The organism is Bacteroidota bacterium, assembly GCA_018698135.1.
In the GTDB taxonomy this organism is placed as follows: Bacteria; Bacteroidota; Bacteroidia; order CAILMK01; family JAAYUY01; genus JABINZ01.
The window spans coordinates 19,902-40,803 of record JABINZ010000153.1; the positions used below are offsets into that span (position 1 = coordinate 19,902).

Annotated in this window: 23 protein-coding genes; 3 read left to right on the forward strand and 20 right to left on the reverse strand. The window is 34.7% G+C overall.

Features of this window, described 5'->3' with window-relative positions; translation table 11 throughout:
- Positions 1–141 precede the first annotated feature (141 nt).
- The 8 genes from mtaB to HOG71_10025 all read right to left on the reverse strand — a co-directional run bounded on the left by mtaB (position 142) and on the right by HOG71_10025 (position 6,926).
- A complete protein-coding gene (mtaB, locus tag HOG71_09990; protein ID MBT5991166.1) occupies positions 142–1,422 on the reverse strand; it encodes a tRNA (N(6)-L-threonylcarbamoyladenosine(37)-C(2))-methylthiotransferase MtaB in 1,281 nt (426 codons plus the stop codon).
- A gap of 137 nt (positions 1,423–1,559) precedes the next feature.
- Positions 1,560–1,952 carry a four helix bundle protein gene (locus HOG71_09995; GenBank protein MBT5991167.1) on the reverse strand — a complete coding sequence of 131 codons (393 nt, stop codon included), beginning with the start codon at positions 1,950–1,952 and terminating at the stop codon, positions 1,560–1,562.
- Positions 1,953–2,019: 67 nt separating this feature from the next.
- Entirely contained in the window at positions 2,020–3,447 is a 1,428-nt protein-coding gene (locus tag HOG71_10000) for a MiaB/RimO family radical SAM methylthiotransferase (GenBank protein ID MBT5991168.1), read from the reverse strand.
- 12 nt (positions 3,448–3,459) lie between these two features.
- Positions 3,460–4,131: an oxidoreductase gene (locus tag HOG71_10005; GenBank protein MBT5991169.1), complete on the reverse strand. Its 672-nt coding sequence runs from the start codon at positions 4,129–4,131 to the stop codon at positions 3,460–3,462.
- A gap of 101 nt (positions 4,132–4,232) precedes the next feature.
- The gene (locus HOG71_10010; GenBank protein ID MBT5991170.1) at positions 4,233–4,859 is read right to left on the reverse strand and encodes a hypothetical protein; all 627 of its coding nucleotides are present in this window, start codon (positions 4,857–4,859) and stop codon (positions 4,233–4,235) included.
- A gap of 159 nt (positions 4,860–5,018) precedes the next feature.
- Positions 5,019–5,171, reverse strand: a complete 153-nt coding sequence (locus tag HOG71_10015; protein ID MBT5991171.1) for an Arc family DNA-binding protein — start codon at positions 5,169–5,171, stop codon at positions 5,019–5,021.
- A 26-nt stretch (positions 5,172–5,197) separates the two neighbouring features.
- Entirely contained in the window at positions 5,198–6,067 is an 870-nt protein-coding gene (locus tag HOG71_10020) for an SPFH domain-containing protein (GenBank protein ID MBT5991172.1), read from the reverse strand.
- A gap of 319 nt (positions 6,068–6,386) precedes the next feature.
- Entirely contained in the window at positions 6,387–6,926 is a 540-nt protein-coding gene (locus HOG71_10025; GenBank protein MBT5991173.1) for a hypothetical protein, read from the reverse strand.
- A 228-nt stretch (positions 6,927–7,154) separates the two neighbouring features.
- On the opposite strand from HOG71_10025, the gene HOG71_10030 reads away from it, so the two are divergent.
- Positions 7,155–8,945 (forward strand): Na+:solute symporter, encoded by a 1,791-nt coding sequence (locus tag HOG71_10030; protein ID MBT5991174.1) that lies wholly within the window; start codon positions 7,155–7,157, stop codon positions 8,943–8,945.
- On the opposite strand, the gene HOG71_10035 is transcribed toward HOG71_10030, so the two are convergent.
- The 7 genes from HOG71_10035 to HOG71_10065 form a co-directional block, all read right to left on the reverse strand.
- The gene (locus HOG71_10035) at positions 8,916–9,371 is read right to left on the reverse strand and encodes a hypothetical protein (GenBank protein ID MBT5991175.1); all 456 of its coding nucleotides are present in this window, start codon (positions 9,369–9,371) and stop codon (positions 8,916–8,918) included. The genes HOG71_10030 and HOG71_10035 overlap by 30 nt on opposite strands.
- Before the next feature lie 103 nt (positions 9,372–9,474).
- The gene (locus tag HOG71_10040; GenBank protein MBT5991176.1) at positions 9,475–10,488 is read right to left on the reverse strand and encodes a zinc-binding dehydrogenase; all 1,014 of its coding nucleotides are present in this window, start codon (positions 10,486–10,488) and stop codon (positions 9,475–9,477) included.
- A gap of 112 nt (positions 10,489–10,600) precedes the next feature.
- Positions 10,601–11,998, reverse strand: coding sequence for a redoxin domain-containing protein (locus tag HOG71_10045; protein ID MBT5991177.1), 1,398 nt, complete (start codon positions 11,996–11,998; stop codon positions 10,601–10,603).
- A gap of 4 nt (positions 11,999–12,002) precedes the next feature.
- Positions 12,003–12,722 carry a hypothetical protein gene (locus HOG71_10050; GenBank protein MBT5991178.1) on the reverse strand — a complete coding sequence of 240 codons (720 nt, stop codon included), beginning with the start codon at positions 12,720–12,722 and terminating at the stop codon, positions 12,003–12,005.
- Entirely contained in the window at positions 12,703–13,176 is a 474-nt protein-coding gene (locus tag HOG71_10055; GenBank protein ID MBT5991179.1) for a hypothetical protein, read from the reverse strand. Before HOG71_10055 ends, HOG71_10050 begins: the two co-directional genes overlap by 20 nt.
- Before the next feature lie 51 nt (positions 13,177–13,227).
- Positions 13,228–13,479 (reverse strand): hypothetical protein, encoded by a 252-nt coding sequence (locus HOG71_10060; GenBank protein ID MBT5991180.1) that lies wholly within the window; start codon positions 13,477–13,479, stop codon positions 13,228–13,230.
- Position 13,480: 1 nt separating this feature from the next.
- Positions 13,481–14,098 carry a hypothetical protein gene (locus tag HOG71_10065; GenBank protein ID MBT5991181.1) on the reverse strand — a complete coding sequence of 206 codons (618 nt, stop codon included), beginning with the start codon at positions 14,096–14,098 and terminating at the stop codon, positions 13,481–13,483.
- 229 nt (positions 14,099–14,327) lie between these two features.
- Between HOG71_10065 and HOG71_10070 the strand changes: the two genes are divergently transcribed.
- On the forward strand, positions 14,328–15,875 hold the full coding sequence (locus HOG71_10070) for an acyl-CoA carboxylase subunit beta (protein ID MBT5991182.1): 1,548 nt from the start codon (positions 14,328–14,330) through the stop codon (positions 15,873–15,875).
- Between the two features lie 12 nt (positions 15,876–15,887).
- A complete protein-coding gene (locus HOG71_10075; protein ID MBT5991183.1) occupies positions 15,888–16,238 on the forward strand; it encodes an acetyl-CoA carboxylase biotin carboxyl carrier protein subunit in 351 nt (116 codons plus the stop codon).
- Positions 16,239–16,291: 53 nt separating this feature from the next.
- Here HOG71_10075 and HOG71_10080 read toward each other — a convergent pair whose 3' ends face one another.
- From HOG71_10080 to HOG71_10100, 5 genes are all read right to left on the reverse strand, one after another.
- Positions 16,292–16,915 carry a hypothetical protein gene (locus HOG71_10080; GenBank protein ID MBT5991184.1) on the reverse strand — a complete coding sequence of 208 codons (624 nt, stop codon included), beginning with the start codon at positions 16,913–16,915 and terminating at the stop codon, positions 16,292–16,294.
- Between the two features lie 11 nt (positions 16,916–16,926).
- Positions 16,927–18,273, reverse strand: coding sequence for a dihydrolipoyl dehydrogenase (gene lpdA, locus HOG71_10085; protein ID MBT5991185.1), 1,347 nt, complete (start codon positions 18,271–18,273; stop codon positions 16,927–16,929).
- A 143-nt stretch (positions 18,274–18,416) separates the two neighbouring features.
- Positions 18,417–19,697, reverse strand: a complete 1,281-nt coding sequence (locus HOG71_10090) for a 2-oxo acid dehydrogenase subunit E2 (protein MBT5991186.1) — start codon at positions 19,695–19,697, stop codon at positions 18,417–18,419.
- Between the two features lie 12 nt (positions 19,698–19,709).
- Complete coding sequence (locus tag HOG71_10095) at positions 19,710–20,687, reverse strand: alpha-ketoacid dehydrogenase subunit beta (protein MBT5991187.1); 978 nt, start codon at positions 20,685–20,687, stop codon at positions 19,710–19,712.
- Positions 20,684–20,902: hypothetical protein (locus HOG71_10100; protein ID MBT5991188.1), on the reverse strand; the 219-nt coding region annotated here is incomplete at its 5' end. The genes HOG71_10100 and HOG71_10095, both read right to left, overlap by 4 nt.

Below are 20,902 nucleotides of genomic sequence, written 5' to 3' on the forward strand. Positions count from 1 at the left end.
TCTTTGCAAGGATGGTGAAAGAAGCAATCTGCTGAATTGAAACGGACAATATTGTTGTGTTTTAATTTGGAGGGGATTGCCATGCTCGTTCCTCGCTCGCAATGACGGTATTTATAATTGGGTATTCGCAATGATGGTTTATTACAAAAATCCTATCAAAATAGGATCTTTTCCTGAACTTATTCCTTTGATTTGTACTTCTGCGAAATCATTTTGCTTTAAGGATTGTGCAGGGAATTCAACCGGAACATAATGCTGGCCATAACCTTTGGCTAATCCTTTATCGTTAATTTGTTCAATAAGCACTCGCTGTTGCTTGTCTATGAAAGAGCTGCGATAGACAAGTTTATTAGTTTCGGCAAGGTTTCGAATGATTTCACTACGTTCTGTTTTTACTTTTCCAGCAATTTGATCCTCCATTCTGGCAGCCCTTGTTCCATTACGAATCGAATATTTAAACGTATGAACATGGCTAAAACCAATTTCTTTAACCAATGAGACTGTTTCTTCAAATTCACGATCAGTTTCTCCAGGAAAACCAACCATAATATCAGTTGTAAAATTGAAATCGGGAATTTTAGTTTTTATTTTTTCAATGATATTTCGATATTCTGAAACAGAATACATTCGCCTCATTTGAAGTAGAATCCGATCTGAGCCACTTTGTAAACAAAGATGAAGATGAGGGGCTACTTTAGGATGTTCCAATAATTCAATAAAGCGATCCCCATATCCATCAGGCTCAATAGAGGAAATGCGGACTCTAAAGTCTCCGGATATGTCTACCACGCTTTCAAGGAGTTTCTCAAAATTCCAATCATTCCAATCGTAGCGCCCAATGTTAACTCCGGTAAGGACAATTTCCTTATAACCGAAATCAAGGACTTGCTTAATATTATCTATAATTTCTTTTTGAGGACGACTGATTGCACGTCCCCTGACTTTAGGAACAATACAAAAAGTACAGAAATTATCGCAACCATCCTGAATTTTGATCATGGAGCGGGTATGCATGGTTTTATCTGCTGGGACGTAATTGAAAGTGTCAGCTTTGATTTCACCCAGATTGATGACTTCGCCCTCGAGGTGTGAATCAACAATATTAAATATCGAACTTTTTTGCTCGTTTTTAACAAAATAGGTCACATCCTTAAGATTGGATGGATTATCTGTATGATTATTGACCATGCAACCTGTGACTACCAATAAAGAATCAGGATTTTTACGATTGGCAAAATTTACAGCTTGTCGGGAACGAGAATCACCCTGATTGGTAACAGTACATGTATTGACTACATACACATCTGCGGATTCTGAAAAATCAACTATTTCATAGTCACCATGATGAAATTGAGAGACAATTGAATCTGTTTCAAATTGATTCAATCGGCAACCTAAGGTTTTGAAGGCGATTCTTTTCATGAACTAAATTTAGATAGAAAGACAGAAAGATAAAAAGATGAAAGATGGAAAGACAGAAAGATAAAAAGACAGAAAGATAAAAAGATGAAAGATGGAAAGATAAAAAGATAACGAATCTAATCTGGACTATTTTGGTCTTAAAAAGTCATTACCAATAGTTTATTAATTCCGGTTGCATTATTTCTAAGATTTCTGATAAAACCATTTATCATTTTCTGAATCTCTATTGTTTTGTTTAGTATCTCTGATAAATTATTACTTTGAATATAATCAAGTTTCCCTGCAATAATTAATTGTGTTTCCAATTCATAAGTGGATCCTAATGCAATGTCAAGAAATTGAATAAAGCCTTTTGTCGTTCTACGAGAGCTACCTTCTGCAATATTTGAAGGGATTGATACTGAACTCCTATTTATTTGCGATATCAGATTATACTGTTCTGATTTTGGAAATTTACTGGTTAACTTATAAACATCAGTAGTCAGTTGGATCGATTCCACCCAAATTTTTAATTCCCTGAAATTGTGCATATTCTTATTTTTAATGGTTTCCCAAGCTTAAATCTTACCCAATCTTTCTCAGTCTTGCAAGTCTTTCTCAATCTTTCCAAGTCTCAATTAATTCTCCTTCAATAGATAGGGAAGTAGCGGATGTGATTTTTAAATCAACGAACGAGCCAATTTGTTTTGTATTTGTTGATTTAAAACGAACAACGATCCGCCCTTCTGTATAAGCTGATAAATAACCTTCTTTCCTGTCCTGACCTTTTACGAGCACTTTACGTGATTGGCCAACAAGCTTTTTATTATAAACCAATGAATGTTTTCTGAGAACTTCAGATGATGCATGTAATCGTTTTTTCTTTATTTCCTGATCAATGTCATTGGACCAACGAGAACTTGCTGCACCCGGACGAGGAGAGTACATAGCTATATAAGCCATGTTGAACTTCACTTCTTCCATTAACTTGAGTGTGTTTTGGAATTGCTCGTCTGTTTCTCCTGTAAAACCAACAATGATATCTGTAAAAATTGTTGCCTGAGGTATATGTTTGTGAATAGCATGAATAATTTGCCAGTATTTATCGACTGAATGTTTTCGGTTCATCCGAATAAGTACATTGTCATCCCCAGATTGAGCAGGAAGATGAATTTGCTTGGCCAAGCAATTGTATTTTGAGATTACTTCGATTACTTCTTCTCCCATGTCGCGTGGATGTGGTGAAGTGAAATATAGCCAGAATTCTTTGCCAGATTGATTGCCATATTCCCCAATTTTTTCAAGTAATTCTGTAAAACTGATTTCTTCATCTCCTTTATCCAAACCATATGAATTTACATTCTGCCCTAAAAGGGTTATCGATTTGAAACCTTGATCAACTATTCTTTTCAGTTCATTCAGAATATCTTCAGAGGATCGGGATACTTCACGACCTCTTGTATATGGAACCGCACAAAATGTACAGAATTTATCGCAACCATTTTGGATTGGGATAAAAGCTTCGAAATTTGATGCATAATTTGGTTCCACATCCCAAAAATCCTCGATATGAATATTTAACTCAGACATTTTTTTGCCTGTGTTAAACTCTATTTTTTTGGGAGAGACGAAATCTGGTATGGCTTGCGCTTTTTTTATAACTTCTTTTTCAGAAGAATGTTCCTGTTCCAATCCAAAAGGAGTTACTACTCCATATTGCCTGATCATATCTGGAAATTGGTTCAATTCTGACATGGGAAAAACCAAGTCAAATAGTTTTAAAAATTTATCCCGATCAGCAGGAAGTAAACATCCGGAAACAAAGGTAATTAGGTTTCGTTTATCTTTCCATTTATTCCATTTGGAAATACGATTGTAAACTTTGTCAATTGCTTTCTGACGAACAGAACAAGCCAAAATACCTACTAGTCCTGCTTCTTCTTCTTTATCTGTCCATATGTAACCCAATCCATCTAAAACAGCCCGAACGCGTTCACTGTCAGACATATTCATCTGACAACCCAGAGTTACTAAATGATATTTTATCATTTCTATATCTTAAAAGTAAACTTCAGTAAATATGTGCTCGTTGGAAATTCCTTGTTCTTCAAGTAAGTCCTTACTCTCCAAAATCATATCACTATTTCCACAGAGATAAACCAAAGTGTTTTTGTCAATTTTGTTTTCTTTCAAATAATCAGTAACACGACCCTGAAAAGTTCCTTTATTGTCTTTTGAAACACAAGATATGTAACGATGATTTTCATAGATGTCAGATTCATAGGCTTCACTTGCATACCTGATTCCATGAAGTAATGTATAATTGAGGTCATCGTATGAGGTTACAAAACTATGAAAAGGAGCAATGCCTGTTCCGCTTGCAATAAATAGTAGGTTCTTATCAATATCTTCTTTACCTATTCTGAAGAAACCTACTGCTGATTCTACCTGAATTGGGTCTCCAACTTTGAGCTTTTTGAGTTGTTTCGATACACTTCCGTCTTCAACTTCTTTCACCAATACTTCTAAAAAATTATCTTTCTCACCGCTATAAACTGAATATTCTCTTAATTCTGCACTTTCATCAAGTCCTATTAATATATGCTGACCAGCGACAAAATTTAATCTATGTCTGTCGAATCTCAATACAAAAGCAGATTCGGTGAGCTCTCTGATTTCCTGTATTTTGAATATTTTATTTTCTCTCAAATTCATTTTACTATTATTAATAGAGACGAGTTATAAAGCAAAAAACAAGCTAAAAAAGCCTGTTTTTCGAATAGCAAAATTAATGAATTTCAAAAGAATAGAGAAGCTTGATTAAAATCTGTCTAATTAATGAATTCTGGGCTACGAATTGATCTCTTTTGTATCAGATGGTCGATTATTGTTTTTCCAAAATCAATCAGTAAAACCATCTGATTTAAATCAGTAATCCATGCATGTGTTCTGGTTGTAATGTAAAGAATATCATTCCTTGATTTTAATCCAGCTTCATGAAAAAGCTTTCTTTTTAAAGGTCGAAGACCATAGTTGTATTTTGAATTTAGGAGAATAAATTTTCGGACTTCACTATTCATCAATAGCTTATTTATAAAGAAGCTGTCTTTTCCATATATTAAATATGATTTGTTTATTTCGTCATACGAGGATTTGACAGTTTTGGTAAGAAAAGAAAATAGATGACTCAGTAAATAATACTTTGTCATCTTAAAAAAGTCTTTTTTCTTTATTTGAACGGGTATGAATAATCCTGAATAGGCATAATTACTATTATTATCCCCAGCATCAAATGAAGCCAGCATAAACCTGATTCCTTTATAATAGGTGGTTAGTGTTAGTTTTGATTGAACTTGTCCCCACCGATTTTTGTCATTCGAGAAAGCGACCTCTATTCCTAATGGATTAAGGGTTTGTTTTAGATTCTGGATATAGGATTCAGTGACTTTAGCCTTCATGTGTCTAATTGTTTTAAAGGTTAGATAGCCTGTCCCGATTTATCGGGAGAACTCGTATTATAATCATTCTCTTGTGCCTGCATACTGAAGTGTTTCGGCACAGGTGTGTGAGTAGACTTATACACATGCTCGTTTTTAAATAAAGTTCTTCAAATAAAACTATTTCAGTTTACGACCGTCTTTTTTCAGTGCTTCTGAAATGATCCACTCTATTTGTCCATTCGTGCTTCGAAACTCATCAGCAGCCCATTTTTCAATGGCATCAAAAAGTTTGGGATCTATTCGTAGGGCGAAAGATTTCTTTTGGCTCATAACTCAATTTCGTTTCAAAAAAGATTTTAGTGGTGCAAGGTACCCGTATTAACCACAGGACTGGTTCCTTTTTCTGAGCAAAGTACCACCAGTAGGTTGCTAACCATAGCTGCTTTCTTTTCTTCATCCAACTCAACAATTTCTTTTTTTGAAAGCATGTCAAGAGCCATTTCCACCATGCCTACAGCACCCTCAACGATTTTTGTTCTGGCTGCAACAACTGCTGTTGCCTGTTGTCTTTGGAGCATTGCTCCAGCAATTTCCTGTGCATAAGCCAGATAGCTGATTCTTGACTCCATAACTTTAATACCGGCAATATTCAGCCTTTCCTGAAGTTCTCTTTCTAGCTCTTCGTTTACTTCTTCACCACCACCACGCAAGGTGATTCTTGCATCTTCATCTTCAATGTCGTCATAAGGGTAAGCACCTGCCAGTTTACGAATAGCAGCTTCGCTTTGAATTTCTACGAAATGCTCGTAATTGTCGACATCAAAAGCTGCATTGTAGGTGTTCTCTACTTGCCAGACTAAAACAACACCAATCATAATTGGATTTCCCAGTTTGTCATTGACTTTAATTGGATCACTATCCAGATTACGAGCGCGAAGTGAGATTTTCCTGCGTACATAAAATGGGTTTGCCCAAAAGAAACCATTGTTTTTGACAGTTCCTTTGTATGCTCCGAAAAGAACCAACACTAAGGATTCGTTGGGATTGATAACAAATAATCCAATAAGAAAAAACAGACAGAAAACCCCTAATAAAATAGATGCGACTAAGAGTAAGACATTATCCTGCAAATAAACAATACCCAGCACGCTGGCAGCAATACCCAATAAAAACAGGAAAAGGAATAAATATCCTGATTTTGGCATAAAAACTTTTTCTTCTTTCATGTGTTTGTATTTTAAATGATATCAAAATGATATCACAATGATACGATACGAATTGAAGATTTCCAAATTATTTTTGAAAAAAAATGAATTTGATAAAAACAATCAAAACATAAACAATATAAGGAGGCTGATTCAAAAGTCAAACATTCTGCTGATTAAGGTTATTACGCAGCCTGCCAAATAAAATTTTATTAAAAAAAATGGGAATCTCATTTTCTGAACAAAGAGATTCCCACTTTATTGATTTATCCTGACTTCAGTGATAATGTGAGAAAGGCGTTTATAAGTAAAGCCTCTTCAATATGTTTAAGACTATCTCCTACTCAAGTATATTAGCAACAACTTCAATTTCAAGAACTAGTTTGATGGTTGTGTTAATAGGAGAATCCGTTACCGAACCATTCATATAAGCAAAGAAACTTTTATCGCTAATTATTAAATCTGAGAAATTACTTTGCTCCTCAATAATAAGGCTTGTAGTATAGGCATCACCGCTTACGAAAAGTTCATAGAATTTGAAATTGGATGCTGAAGCGAATGCAATGGGCGTATTGCTATTGTCTGCACTATAGGAAATATCTCCTGTAAAACTACAGTCTTGAGAACCTGTATATGATGTTACAAATAATTCTGCACTTTTAATGATGTATTCGTTGATATTAGATTCGTATTTAATCAGTGTGCTGTCCTGACTAAGATCTATTAATTTCATTTCAGAAAAAGTGGTCACTCCAGAAGTTAAATTAACATCAAAATATTGTTCAACTGTAAGGGGCACTCTAATGGTTCCATAGTTTTTTAAACAGCTTTGACTAGCAAGAGCCGATAAAATAATAGCAAATAGGAGAAATTTTTTCATAGAATTTGATTTATTGGTTTTATCAAAGATATAGAAGAGAATCGGATAAACAAATTAGTTTATATCATGTCCTTTATTAATTTATTTCTCATGTAAAAAATCCTTCAATATCTATAAGCTGAATTCTTTTTCTGTCAATTTGCATAAATAATCCACATGCGTTTCAAAACTAAATGCAATTCAACATTTGGATATTAATATCTTTGTTTTCATAAATACGAAACATTCATGAGTATATTGAGTACACTCGACTGGATAGTCATTGTTTTTTTCCTCCTTGTATCTATCATTATTGGAATTCGATTATCGGGTAGAGCAGGAAAAAGTATTACGGAATTCTTTCTAAGCGGAAGATCACTTCCCTGGTATGTTGCTGGTATTTCCATGGTGGCCACCACATTTGCTGCAGATACTCCCTTGGCTGTTACAGAATTGGTCAGTGAGAATGGAGTATCTGGAAACTGGCTTTGGTGGAATATGTTGATAGGAGGTATGCTGACTACTTTTTTCTTTGCTAAACTTTGGCGAAGAGCGAATATTCTTACTGAAGTTGAATTCATTGAATTACGCTATTCAGGTGTTGCTGCTTCATTTTTAAGAGGATTTAAAAGTATATACCTTGGTTTATTTATGAATGTTTTGATCATGGGTTGGGTGAATCTGGCTTTTATTTCCATTTTAAAAATATTTTTCAATTTACCCGATGTAACTCCCTTAGCCTATTCACTTCTTGGGAATGAATATGTCTTCAATTTCAGAATAGAGTATTATGCAGCTATTGCCATGTTGTTTGTAGCTTTTTACAGTTCATTGGCTGGTTTGTGGGGCGTAGCCATTAATGATATGGTGCAATTTGTTATTGCTATGACAGGGAGTATTGTATTGGCCATTTTTATGCTTCGTTCACCCGAAATTGGAGGAATTACTGGTTTAAAAGAACAATTGGATCCAAATGCCTTGAAGTTTCTGCCCCATATTTCAAATATTAAAGGAACTGGCCAATTTGTAGGTATTGGAATCGGAACCTTTTTGGCCTATATCAGTGTGCAATGGTGGGCCAGTTGGTATCCGGGAGCAGAACCGGGTGGGGGAGGCTATATTGCTCAGCGAATGATGAGTGCAAAAAACGAAAGACATTCTTTGTTTGCTACTTTGTTTTTCCAGATTGCTCATTACTGTATTCGTCCCTGGCCCTGGATTATTGTGGCCTTAGGCGCCATGGTTCTTTATCCCGAATTGGGGGTAGATGACAAAAAACTGGGTTATGTGATGGCCATGAGAGATTATCTTCCAAATGGTTGGCGAGGATTGATGTTAATAGCTTTTGTTTCTGCTTATATGAGTACTATTTCGACTCAATTGAATTGGGGAAGTAGTTATTTGGTGAACGATTTATACAAACGATTTATTGATAAACGAAAAGAAACAAAATTGGTTTTAGTTTCACGAATCATTACTGTGGTGTTAAGTCTTGTTGCTATTTATGCTACCTCACAAATGGAAACTATTAAAGGAACATGGGAGTTTATTATCGAGTGTGGTGCTGGATTAGGATTGGTATTGATTTTACGATGGTATTGGTGGCGAATTAATGTTTGGAGCGAAATAACAGCTACTGTAGCTCCCTTTTTATTCTATTATATTTTCAAGATTAGAATGGGGATTGAGTTTCCAAATAGTTTTTTCTTTACCGTTTTATTCACGACAGTATCATGGATAATTGTGACCTATTTAACTCCTGCTGAGAAAAGTAAAACTTTACACGATTTTTACAAAAGAGTTAAACCTGAAGGATTTTGGAGTGGGATATTTACTGGACATCAATCCACTCACATTCACAAAAGCAAGTTAGGAATGCTGTTTCTTAGTTGGGGTAGTGCAGTTATAATGACTTACTCCGTATTGTTTGCATCTGGTAAATTGATTTTTAGGGAATGGAATGAGTTTTTTGTTTATGCCGCTGTAGCTATAGCATCTTTATTATTGTTGTTATTCAGTCTCAAATCTGAAATGGAGTAGTTTACTTAATTTGCTTGCGTCCTGAATGGCTAATTCTTTTGTTTTGCATTGTTTCACAGGAACACTGTAATCAGTTGTTTCTCCTTGCATCACTACCTTAACATTTTTTTCAGTAAATGTTGTCGATCGCATGGTCTGGCTCCATGCACCATATTGCTCAACAGTGGTGTTAATGAGAATTTCATCCATGACGCTCAGGTCGGCCCACTTGCCATGCCTGAATAGTCCTGCAATTTTTGTGTAGGATTTGTATCGCTTATTTTCTGTATCTATCCTCGTGCCTTTAAAAGAAAATGCCATAGATGCTCCAATTAAAACGACAATAGGGGCGAACCATGAAAAAAAGAAACCTGCAATAAATACAATATAGCCTGCAAAAATTGCTGCAGGGCCAAATGCTCTTCCTGTTTTGTTGTCAATAATCATAAAAATATTTATTCGTCAAATGTAAATAAATGTTTTTATACTTAAGAATAGGAATTGTATCCTGACAATATGATAGAGATATTGGTGCAAACTTCTTAATTGCCTAAATGATTGTGGGATTAAAAATCACCTTTCCATCCGACATTTTAGTTACGTATTGATAAAGGCCATCAAATGCATCTTCCAATTTAATGACTCTCTGGATTTTTGTTTCGACTTCTTTGTTGATGATCAAATCCTGTAAGAAATTGGAAACTTCATTGAAATGCTCGGGTTTAGTTTCTCTCATCCAGTCACCCAGATTGAAACCTTCAAAACTCTTTTTATGAAATATGGTACCTAGAATATCAAAATTGGAGGCATTTTGGCCGCTTAAACCACCGTAAAGCAGGACTTTAGAATTTGATGGCATATTGTTTAGCAATTGGCCGCTATGTTCTCCTCCAACAGCATCAAAAGCAATAGTCGCTTTTAGTTTGTGAGCTAATTTGTTGAATTCATTTTCAAATTCTTTATCTCTTAAATTGAGAACAAATTCAGCTCCTTGCGATTTTAATAAGTCAACATGAGCTGGTCTTCTGACAATGTTAATTAAAGGAATTCTTTCTTTTTCTGCCAATTTGTGAACAAATGCACCTACTACTCCAGCTGCAGCATTTTGAATGATAGCTTTATCACCTCTTTTTTGTGCTCTTTCAAATAATCCATAAGCTGTAAAAGGGTTGACAAAAAAACAAGCTGCTTGTTCAGCTGGCATTTCATCTTTTAATAGAATACAATTATTAGCTTTAGTCAGAAAGTATTCAGACCATGTTCCATTTTCATTTTGCTGACTAAACGTACTGACCCGCTTACCCAGCAAGTGCTTGGCTTCAGGATTATCACCTGTTTCAACAACAATTCCTGTTCCTTCAAAACCTGCAACTTTTGGGAGTGATTTCTTAATGTTATACATGCCCCGCATAAATGCAATGTCAGAAGGATTACAAGGACTCCCATCTATTTTTACCAGAATCTGGTTGCCTGTTGGTTTAGGCGTTTCAATTTCCTCTACCTTCAAACCTTTTAGCATAGCCGATAGGTTGGACTGGTATTCAGTTAAGATTAGGGCTTTCATGTGCTCGTTACTCGTTACTCGTCTGTTTCGTGCAAAGGATCATAGATAATAATGAAAATTTGAGAGGTATTTCTATCTAATCTGAAATCCTCAATCCTCAATCCTTATTTGTTTAAATTCCTTCCAATGCCAAAATTTGCTCCTTGATGTTTTCTGAAGGACGGGCTGCATTTGCATCAATAATTTTACCTTCACGATCAAGAAGTATAAAACGAGGGATTGATCGAATCAGGAAAAAATTAGTGATTTCTGTATTCCAGCTACCTGCATAAAGTTGTAGCCAGTCAGGTTTATCAGCATTAATCATTTCTTCCCAATCTGCCTTGTTTTCATCAATGGAGATTGAAATTATCTCAATATTATTTCCTTTTAATTCATTAACGAGTGTATCTAAATAGGGAATTTCAACTTTACAAGGACCACACCAGGTTGCCCATACATCAATGTAAAGGTATTTGCCCTTAAAATTATTTAATGCGTATTCTTTCCCATTTATATCGGGATAACTAAATTCATCAGCTTGATTACCAGCTTCAATAGATTTCCATTTATTATAGCTTTTTTTTACATATTTTTTATATTTTTCAACAGTTGTTTCAATCATAAAATTCTGATATATTTCATCAATTTCATCAATTCCATAATAATCTAATTGTTCCTTCAATACACGAAACAATGCATATGATTTAATTTGATGATGTGGATACAAGGAGAGTGCAGCTTCATAATTTGCCCAAATTTTTCCTGCAGGTCGTTCACTTATTTCTGGATTTTCCTTGAGAATATTCTCTGCAACTCGTGAAAAATTCATCTGAATAAAGCTGCGATAATTTTGTAGTTCCAGAAATTCGGGATTGTTTGTTTCCAATGTATCCAAGAAATTGTAATAGGTTGAACTCACAATAAAGCTATCGTTTTCTCTAAAATAGCGATGTGCTTGCTGATAATAAAGTCTGGTTAATGCCCAATCGTATAAAGCCACATAAAGTTCTTTCTTTTTAAATTCTGGACTCAAATTCTCCTGTTCAGTAATATAGCCCTGCCATGATTTTAAAACATCGTTTGCCTTTTGAATGAACATTTCTTCATCCAGACCATAGAGCATTGGGTTCTGGGGTTTTAATTCTGCCAGAAATAACTTCTCTTCCATTAAATACAGATTAATATCTTTTCCGTTTCCACTTATATCTAGTTTTCCAGCTAATTTTTCTGCTTCAACTTCAAATTTCAGCTTATATCCTGGTGCTAAATAAATGATGTTTCTTTCACGACCATGACGTAACATGTAAAATCCCTCTTCATCAATATCAATTTTAAACTGGAACTTTCCTTTTTTATTCAGGATAGCTGTATCTGCTTTTGATAATTCGTCTGAAAGGTTTGTCAGACTGACTACTTCGTTTACCTGATTGTCAATTATTCCATTGACAATTGCTGTTTTAGACATATCCGTACAAGACATAAGCACAAATGCGAAGCCTGATATTAGCAATAAAATACTTTTTTTCATCTTTTTAACTATTTGAAATTTGATTATAGGAAATTCTACTTGTATATATTTTTGAATGATATTCTATTTCTGAAAAACCACCTATTTCAGCACAATCTTTTAATTCTTCTTGAAATACCCTGGTTATCTGAATATTGATAAGTCCAGCATTTAATTCGGTTAGTTCGGATGGCTCGATATAAATGGTACTACTTCCTTTTAAGTCAGTTTTGAAGGTAAAATCAAGGCCTTTTGAGTCTTTTATTTTAACATGAAATTCTTCACTTGCATTTAATGGCCTACCGGATATTGTTAAGCGTAATCCATTGGTTCTGTAGAAACTATCAGGGAGCGATTGAAGAGCAATGGGAATAATAGGATAGGCGTTTTTATAACGAATGTTTTCAGTATTTGTGAACGAGAATTCAATTTCTTCAGTGTTAAACTTGATCGACTTATTACCATATACATAGCCTCTCAATAGTTTTTTCGTTCCATTTAATTCTTTATCATTCACTGTAATCGTACTTGGTTGCGACAAAACCAATGAAGTTCCTTTCGAACCACCAAAACGATACACAGCTTCTACATAAGTGCTTTCATTTTCTGCATCCCATGAAGCATAGTACTTTTGATAAATCTGTGACTGACTAACATCTTTTGAATCAGCAACTTCGCTTGATGTACAGGCTACTAATCCAATCAAAATTGAAATGGATACTATATTAATTATTCTGATTTTCATGATCATAGTAATTTTCGACTTGTTTGATAAGAAGATTTTTAAATGATGGAATTAATAAAGGGATCAGCTTTTTATTTGTGTTTATTTTATCAAGCATTTCCATAAACTGTTTATCAGAAAGATGCGTGTTAAACTGAATGGCAATATCCTGATTTTGAATTAAACTATTAATGAAAACTGATTTCCTTTCTGATGTTGTTATCATTGTATCATTTGCCAGTAACAAAGCATTTTCAAGATCTCTATAGGTGATATTTTCAATCAACTCAATAGATTCCTCCCTTTCCAGATCAGATTTTTCAATCATTTTATTGATAGGAGCGAGGTCGGCTTTGGAACTGATTGAAATAGCGGCTAAGCGTGGAATAATTAACCATCCAATAAACAGCATTAAAATCATGGAAACAGCCATGAATAATATAGTCTTGAACACCGATAAATCGCTTTTCTTCATAATAATTATGAATACAAATTTAATCGAATAATGATAAGAGAATTAAAATTCTTAAAAGCTTTTTAGCTCTTCTAGTTCAAAGGTCCATTCAGGTGTGTACAATATTCCATCAGCGGGTAATTGATACCAAGGAGATATGGTGTCATTTACAGGGTTTATTAAAATATGTATTTCCTGAGCTGGCATATAGCTTTGAGCAAGTAAGAAAACTTTTTCGCTGCTTGTTTTATTTAAGGCAACATCCAAAACAATAACTGCATGTCCGGGAAATCCTCCATATATAAAAACATCTCCTGCCTTTATATCAGATGGATTTTGGACATGTTTTTAACTCCTTACTTAATGAGTAAGAACCAGCATAATTAAAAACCAGATTCAAATATTCTCTAAAGTTTGGGTATGAATAATCTTCATCCTTTGTTTTATTCCAGCTTACTGAATTTCCTGAAATTGTTGGTCTGTAGCCTTCAGCATATTCATTCCATTTGGCTACATCACCACTGGTAAAGTTAAAATGAATTTCCTCAAATAATTTTTGTTCAAACAAGTATTCAGCCCATAGTCTCATTACAGCATCAGCACATTGTTGCAAGTCTTTATCACCAACATCCATTTTAAGAACCCTATATTGTGCGGTTTGATTTTCTTTTAAATTTCCATCAAATAATACGACAGCATTATTTTCAGTTTTTAAGTATAGATTTCTCAAATATTCAGCGAAGGAATTTTCCTTGACTAAAACTCGAGAGTATGATTCTGGTGCAGGAATTAATTTTACCTGATTGATGATTTCACGAGGATCTACTTCATTAATTTGTGCATCAACAATCTCATCAGCTTTGATTTGATTATGATCTGTTTTATTTGAAGATGAGCAAGAAATTATCAGTAGCAATAGGATAAATATTTGAAGTATTGTCATGATTTTCATTATTTAATAACGAAAAAAAATTGAAAATATTCTTTTTTCTAGTCAGATTATGGTTTGGAATGCTATTGTGTAAATGGCAGATAAACAATAAGATGTATTCATAAGGTGAGTTATATCAATAGACTTATGCAACTAAGTTGAAAAATAAGGTTTATTTTTGCCGAGCTTGGAGTAATCTGTTGCTTTGAGTAATAAATATTTCTAAACTAAAAACATTTTTATGTCAATTAAACAGAAAACACACGATCTGAAGAAGCGAATGAAAGGTGCTCTTGAGGGGGGTGGCGAAAGAGCCATTGAGAAACAGAAGTCTGTTGGAAAGATGACTGCACGTGAGAGGATTATCGCATTATTAGATCCTAAATCATTTCATGAGTATGATTTGTTTGTTGAGCATGCTGCGAAAGATTTTGATATGGATAAAAAGTATTTACCCGGAGATGGGGTAATTACTGGTACCGGAACTATTTATGGATATCCTATTTGCATATATGCACAAGACTTTACAGTTGCAGGTGGATCTTTAGGGTATATGCATGCTAAAAAGATCACCAAAATTATGGATCATGCCATGAAGTTGAAAGTTCCGTTGATTGGAATTAATGATTCAGGTGGAGCCCGTATTCAAGAAGGAGTTAATTCATTAGCAGGTTATGGTGAAATATTTTATCGCAATACCCAAGCATCTGGTGTAATTCCTCAAATTTCAGTGATTTTAGGTCCATGTGCTGGGGGAGCAGTTTATTCACCAGCCTTAACCGATTTTGTTTTTGTAGTAGAAAATATTTCTAAAATGTTTATTACCGGACCGGAAGTTATCAAAACTGTGTTGGGAGAGGAAATAAGCATGGAAGAATTAGGCGGAGCACGTGTACATGCCGAGAAAACTGGAAATGCACATTTTTTTGCTGAAAGTGAGCAAGAATGTTTTGAGCAAATAAAACAATTAGTAAGCTTTATTCCTTGGAATAATATGCGGAAAGCTCTTCCTTATTTGAAGAAAGAACCTAAAACAGCTGAATATAATATTGATAAGATTTTCCCAAGCGATGCCAAGCAACCCTATGATGTAAGAGACATTATCAGATCCATTGGAGATGATTCTGTTTTTTTGGAGGTGCAAGCCATGTTTGCTCCTAATATTGTGGTAGGCTTTAGTCGATTGAATGGAGAAACTGTTGGATTTGTCGCAAATCAGCCTCTCTTTTTGGCGGGTGTTTTGGATGTTGATTCTTCTGATAAAGCAGCTCGTTTTATTCGTTATTGCGATGCTTTTAGTATTCCTTTGGTAACATTAGTTGACCTCCCTGGCTATTTACCAGGAGTAGATCAAGAACATGCTGGTGTAATTCGTCATGGTGCAAAAGTTCTGTATGCATATTCAGAAGCTACGGTTCCAAAAATCACTGTTATTGTCAGAAAAGCTTATGGAGGAGGATATATTGCAATGTGTTCTCGACATTTAAAAGCTGATTTTGTATTTGCCTGGCCAACTGCTGAAATTGCTGTTATGGGTCCTGAGGGTGCTGCTAATATCATTTTTAGAAATGAAATTAAAAATGCGGAAGATCCTGATAAAGTACGTCAGTTGAAAATTAAGGAATACAAGAAAAAATTTGCAAATCCTTATGTTGCTGCGGCTTATGGTTATGTTGATGCTGTCATAGAGCCAACAGAAACAAGAAGTTTTCTGATTCATGCTCTTGAGATTTCTCAGCACAAATCAGAAGAAGGACCTAAGAAAAAACATGGTATACCACCATTTTAAAATTTACGACTGATGGCTAAGAAAGTAGAAATCAAAAAAGTTGAGCCTAACAAAGAACCCAAATATTCAACCTTTGTCATACATACTGCAAAGTATAAAACTTTATTGACAAAGTCTTTTACAGAGAGGAAGAAATGGGTGCCGGCAAATGATAAACTAATTAAAGCTTTAATTCCTGGAAATGTCGGAAAAATTAATGTTAAAAAGGGAGATGAAGTGAAATTAGGTGATACCCTGCTTATTTTGGAGGCAATGAAAATGTATAATCAAATTCTTGCACCTATGGATGGAATCATCAAAAGTGTATTAGTTAAGGAAGGTGCTATTGTCCCGAAATTGACAGTGCTTATCGAGATGGAATAAGTTCAACTTTCATGTTATAAAGGCTTGTCAGAAATGATGAGCCTTTTTTTTGACTAAAAGCTGGCCGCAATACTAGTTGATTCTATTTTATGATTTTCAGCATGAATTGAGGTGACAAAATCTTCATGTTTCCTCCCCAATCTATAGTCAGGTTCTTTACCTGGATGGGCTAAATATTTTTCCATTAAATCTGTTTCCTCGGAGATATTTAGTACGGCATGATAAAATACATTGTTTGTTTTGCGATAAATGGAAGATCCCAGAATTTTCTTTTCACCAATTGCAATATCAGAAATTCCTTTTTGCTTAAGATTATTGATCCCTAGTGAGGAAAGTATTTCAATTATTTTTTTGTTAGCAGTTTCAAAGTATTTGGCAGGATTCTCAAGTTTTTCAGATTTTATTAATGTTGAAATAACTAGAGTGTTTGGAGTGAGGATCACTGATTCTCCACCCGAAGGGCGCTTATAAACTTTAATTGAGTCCTTAATTACATTTTCAATAATTAAGGATTTTTCAGTTTTATTACTTTGACCAAGAATCAAATAAATTCTTTCTGGTGACCATGTGAAGAATTTATAATCAGGCCAATTTTCATCATCTAGTATGGAAATATCCGGAAGATCATATTCATTAACCTGAATTTGCATGAAGTTAGGTGGTTGATTTTTAATCAAATACTAATTATCTACTTATGAATTGCCTGATCAACTGCATCAAATCCTGCTTCCATAAATATTTCTGAAACGGTAGGATGTGCATGTATGGTTTGCGCAATATCATATACTGTCCCTTCAAGTTGCATATAAGCAGAAGCTTCAGCAATCATATCTGTTGCATGCTCTGCAATAATTTGAACACCTAATACCTGACCATATTTCGTTTCTGATAATAAGCGTAAAAGACCATCTGAATTGCCTTCAGTAAGCGATTTGCCATTTGCTGTAAGAGGAAATTCATTAATCTTATATTCGTATCCCTCTTCCTTAATCTCGGCTTCACTCATGCCAATTTGAGCAATTTCAGGAGATGTATAAATATTCAAAGGATAAAGCTTCATGTTTAAGGTATTCTTTATCCCTTTAAGATGATTGATTAACCAAATGCCTTGGGCAGATGCAGCATGCGCTAAATAGCTTTTACCATTAACATCACCTATGGCATAAATTCTGGCTGCATTTGTTTGAAGATTGTCATCAGTCTGTAAAAAACCATCTTCATTGATCTCTAATTTGATATCTGTAACCGGAGTAATACCATTCCGATAGTTGCAATTGACTACTTTATCGCAATTTATTTTATTCTCTCCAACTAGTAATTGTCCATTTTTGTAACCACCAATTTCATCTACATGAATAATCTTTATTTTGTCCTCTTTTAGTTTTCTCTCCAGATACTTTGATAAATATTGATCGGCATCATGAATAATGAATTCTTCATTTACAAGTATTGTTACATCCTTTCCAATGAATTTAAAGAACTGTGCCATTTCAGCTACTGTGGGCCCATAACCTGTAAGGACAATATTTTGAGGGATCTCCTTCAGCTCAAATAATCTGTCCATTTGAACCTGAATATCATCAGGAATATTAGCATTAATTGGCTTAGGATAGGAACCAGTGGCAATAATGATGTTTTTTGCTTCAATTGTCCTATTGTTAACACTAACAGAATTATTGGATGTAATTTTTGCTTCTCCAATAATGATTTCAATTCCATTTTTCTTGAGCAAATACTCAACGCCACCTGTTAGTTTCTTAATGATAGTATTTGCTCGTTTCTTGGCATTTTCCCAATTAAAACTTACTTCTTGCAAATCAATTCCATCAATACCAAATTTTTTGGCTTGATTTAGTTTGTGATAAAATTTGCCACTTTCAATAAGCGCTTTTGTAGGAATACAACCCCAATTTAAGCACATACCACCAATGTGTTTTTTTTCAATTAAAGCTGTTTTTAATCCAACTTGTCCGGCTCTGATTGCTGCTACATAACCTGCAGGTCCTGAACCTATTATAATTACATCATATTCCATAATCCGAGAATTGATTGTTTGTTTAAGTCTTAATTAAGTGATAGATAAACTGAGAAATTGTAAAATTGAGAATATAGTATTCGTTGTATTTTATTGTTCAATTCTATATTAATAATTTGACAGTTTAACATTTTGCAATTTTATTAATCCATTAGCATTGAAATGGGATCTGCTAAGAATTCCATAATTTGATTTAAAAAACGAGTCACATCACCTCCGTCAACTATTCTATGATCAACAGCTAATGAAAGAGGTTGGATGGTTCCTGGAATAATTTCATTTCCAACTACAACTGGTTTTTTTACTAAACGACCCACACCCAGTATGCCTGCTTGCGGATAATTAATTATAGGATTTGCATGCATACCTCCAATTGATCCGTAATTAGTAATGGTAAAGGTTCCATCTTGCATATCCTCAAGTCTTAATTCTCTTTTACTTGCTTTTTTAGCAATTTCATTAATTTCATTTGCAAGCTCAAAAATTGATTTTTTATCAGCATCCTTAATTACTGGAACTACTAATCCATCTTCGGTATCAGCGGCAATTCCAATGTTTACATAATTCTTAAAAATCATGCGTTCGTTTTCCATATCCAATTGGGCATTGATAGTTCTGAATTTTTTCAATGCTAAGGCTGTGGCTTTTACGACAAAGGGAAGATAGCTGAGTTTAACTTCTTTTTTTGCATATTCTTCTTTGAATTTTGCTCTGATATGAATCAGTTCAGTTACTTCAACTTCATCATGTACGGTCATGTGAGGAACATTCTGCTTAGAAGCCAGCATATTTCTGGCGATAGCTTTTCTTATCTGAGTCAGTGGTTCATAAGTAACTCGCTCTGTCTGATCAGGAATAATCGTTTGTGCAATACTTGCCTGACCAAAGCTTTCATGGAATTTCTTGACATCACTAATGATTACTCTTCCTCCAGGTCCTGTGCCTGAAACTTGATTGATGTCAATACCCAAATCCTTTGCCATTGCTCGGGCAACAGGTGTAGCTAAAGCTTTCTGTGTTGTTTTCTTTTCGTCTGTTTTGCTTTCTGCAATTCCTTCTGTGCTCGATGGTAAAAAAGCAGCATTACCTGCAACTTCAAGTGTTCCAACAACTCCAGCGCCTTCTTCAATAGGTTCAGTTGTCAAATCAGTTTTCGCTTCATCTTGTGCAGCTTCTCCTTCAATGCCTTCGATTTCAACTTCAACTAATGGATTGCCAACATGTATAGTGTCACCAACGTGTCCATAAACAGCTACGATGGTGCCTGTTTTAGGAGAAGGAATATCTGTCACAACTTTATCGGTTTCCATCTTGACTAGTGGGTCACCTGATTTCACCTGATGGCCTTTTTCCACATACCATTCAGCGATGGTTCCTTCATCCAATCCTTCACCAATATCAGGAAAATTAAAAATATATCTCATAGCTTATATTTTTCAGAATTTAACGGTCCGTTCGATTTCGTAAAATATCTTTTCTGGACTAATCATATAATAATGCTCTCCTTTTGGAAGAGGTACTATTGTATCAAATCCCTGAACACGTTTTGGTGGAGCTTCCAAACTTAAAAAAGCATGTTCATTAACAACAGCAGTAATTTCAGCTCCAACACCAAAACTAATTGGTCCTTCTGCCACCGTGATAATACGACCAGTTTTCTTTACAGATTTAGCAATTGTTTCTTTGTCCAAAGGATAGATTGTTCTTAAATCAATTAACTCGACTGAAATACCAGCCTGCTTTGCCAATATCATTGCTTTTTGGACTTCTCTGATTAAAGCGCCATAAGCCACGATAGTCACATCAGTACCTTCAGTTAATACTTTTGCTTTACCAATAGGGATACTGAATTTTTCTTCAGGGACTTCTTGTTTAATGGCCCTGTAAATTCTTTTTGGTTCCATGAAAATAATGGTATCATCACTTTCAATTGCGGTTGTTAACAAACCTTTAGCATCATATGGTGTTGAAGGAATTACTACTTTTAATCCAGGTGTATGACCAAAAAATGCTTCCATACTTTCGGAATGATGCTCCAATGCATTAATACCACCTCCATAGGGCATTCGAATAACCATGGGTGTTTTATATCTGCCTCTTGTCCGATTGCGATAACGAGCTGCATGAGAAACAATTTGATTGAAAGCAGGGTAGAGGAAACCAGAAAATTGCATTTCCACAACAGGGCGTAATCCTGCTACACACATTCCTACAGCTGTTCCAATAATTCCGGATTCTGCTAAAGGAGTATCAAAGCAACGATCGGCTCCATGCTTTTTTTGTAAATTCTCAGTAACTCGGAAAACACCTCCTTCAACTCCAACGTCTTCTCCAAAAACGATAATGTCTTTGTCCTCAGCCATTTTTATATCGATAGCATCGTTAACAGCCTGAACCATATTCATTACTTTCATTTTCTTGCCTCCTTCCACTTTAAGAAATTCTCATGTTCGACCATTTGATTTTTTAGATCATCAGGCATATCAGCATACATATATTTGAAAGCATCTTCTAGTTTATATTTCGGATAGTTTTCTGCTTCTGTAAATTGTCGGTCAACTTCCTGTTTATATTGTTCAATGAGTTTTTCCTCATCAATATCACCATCCAGCTTGTTGTTTTTTAAATA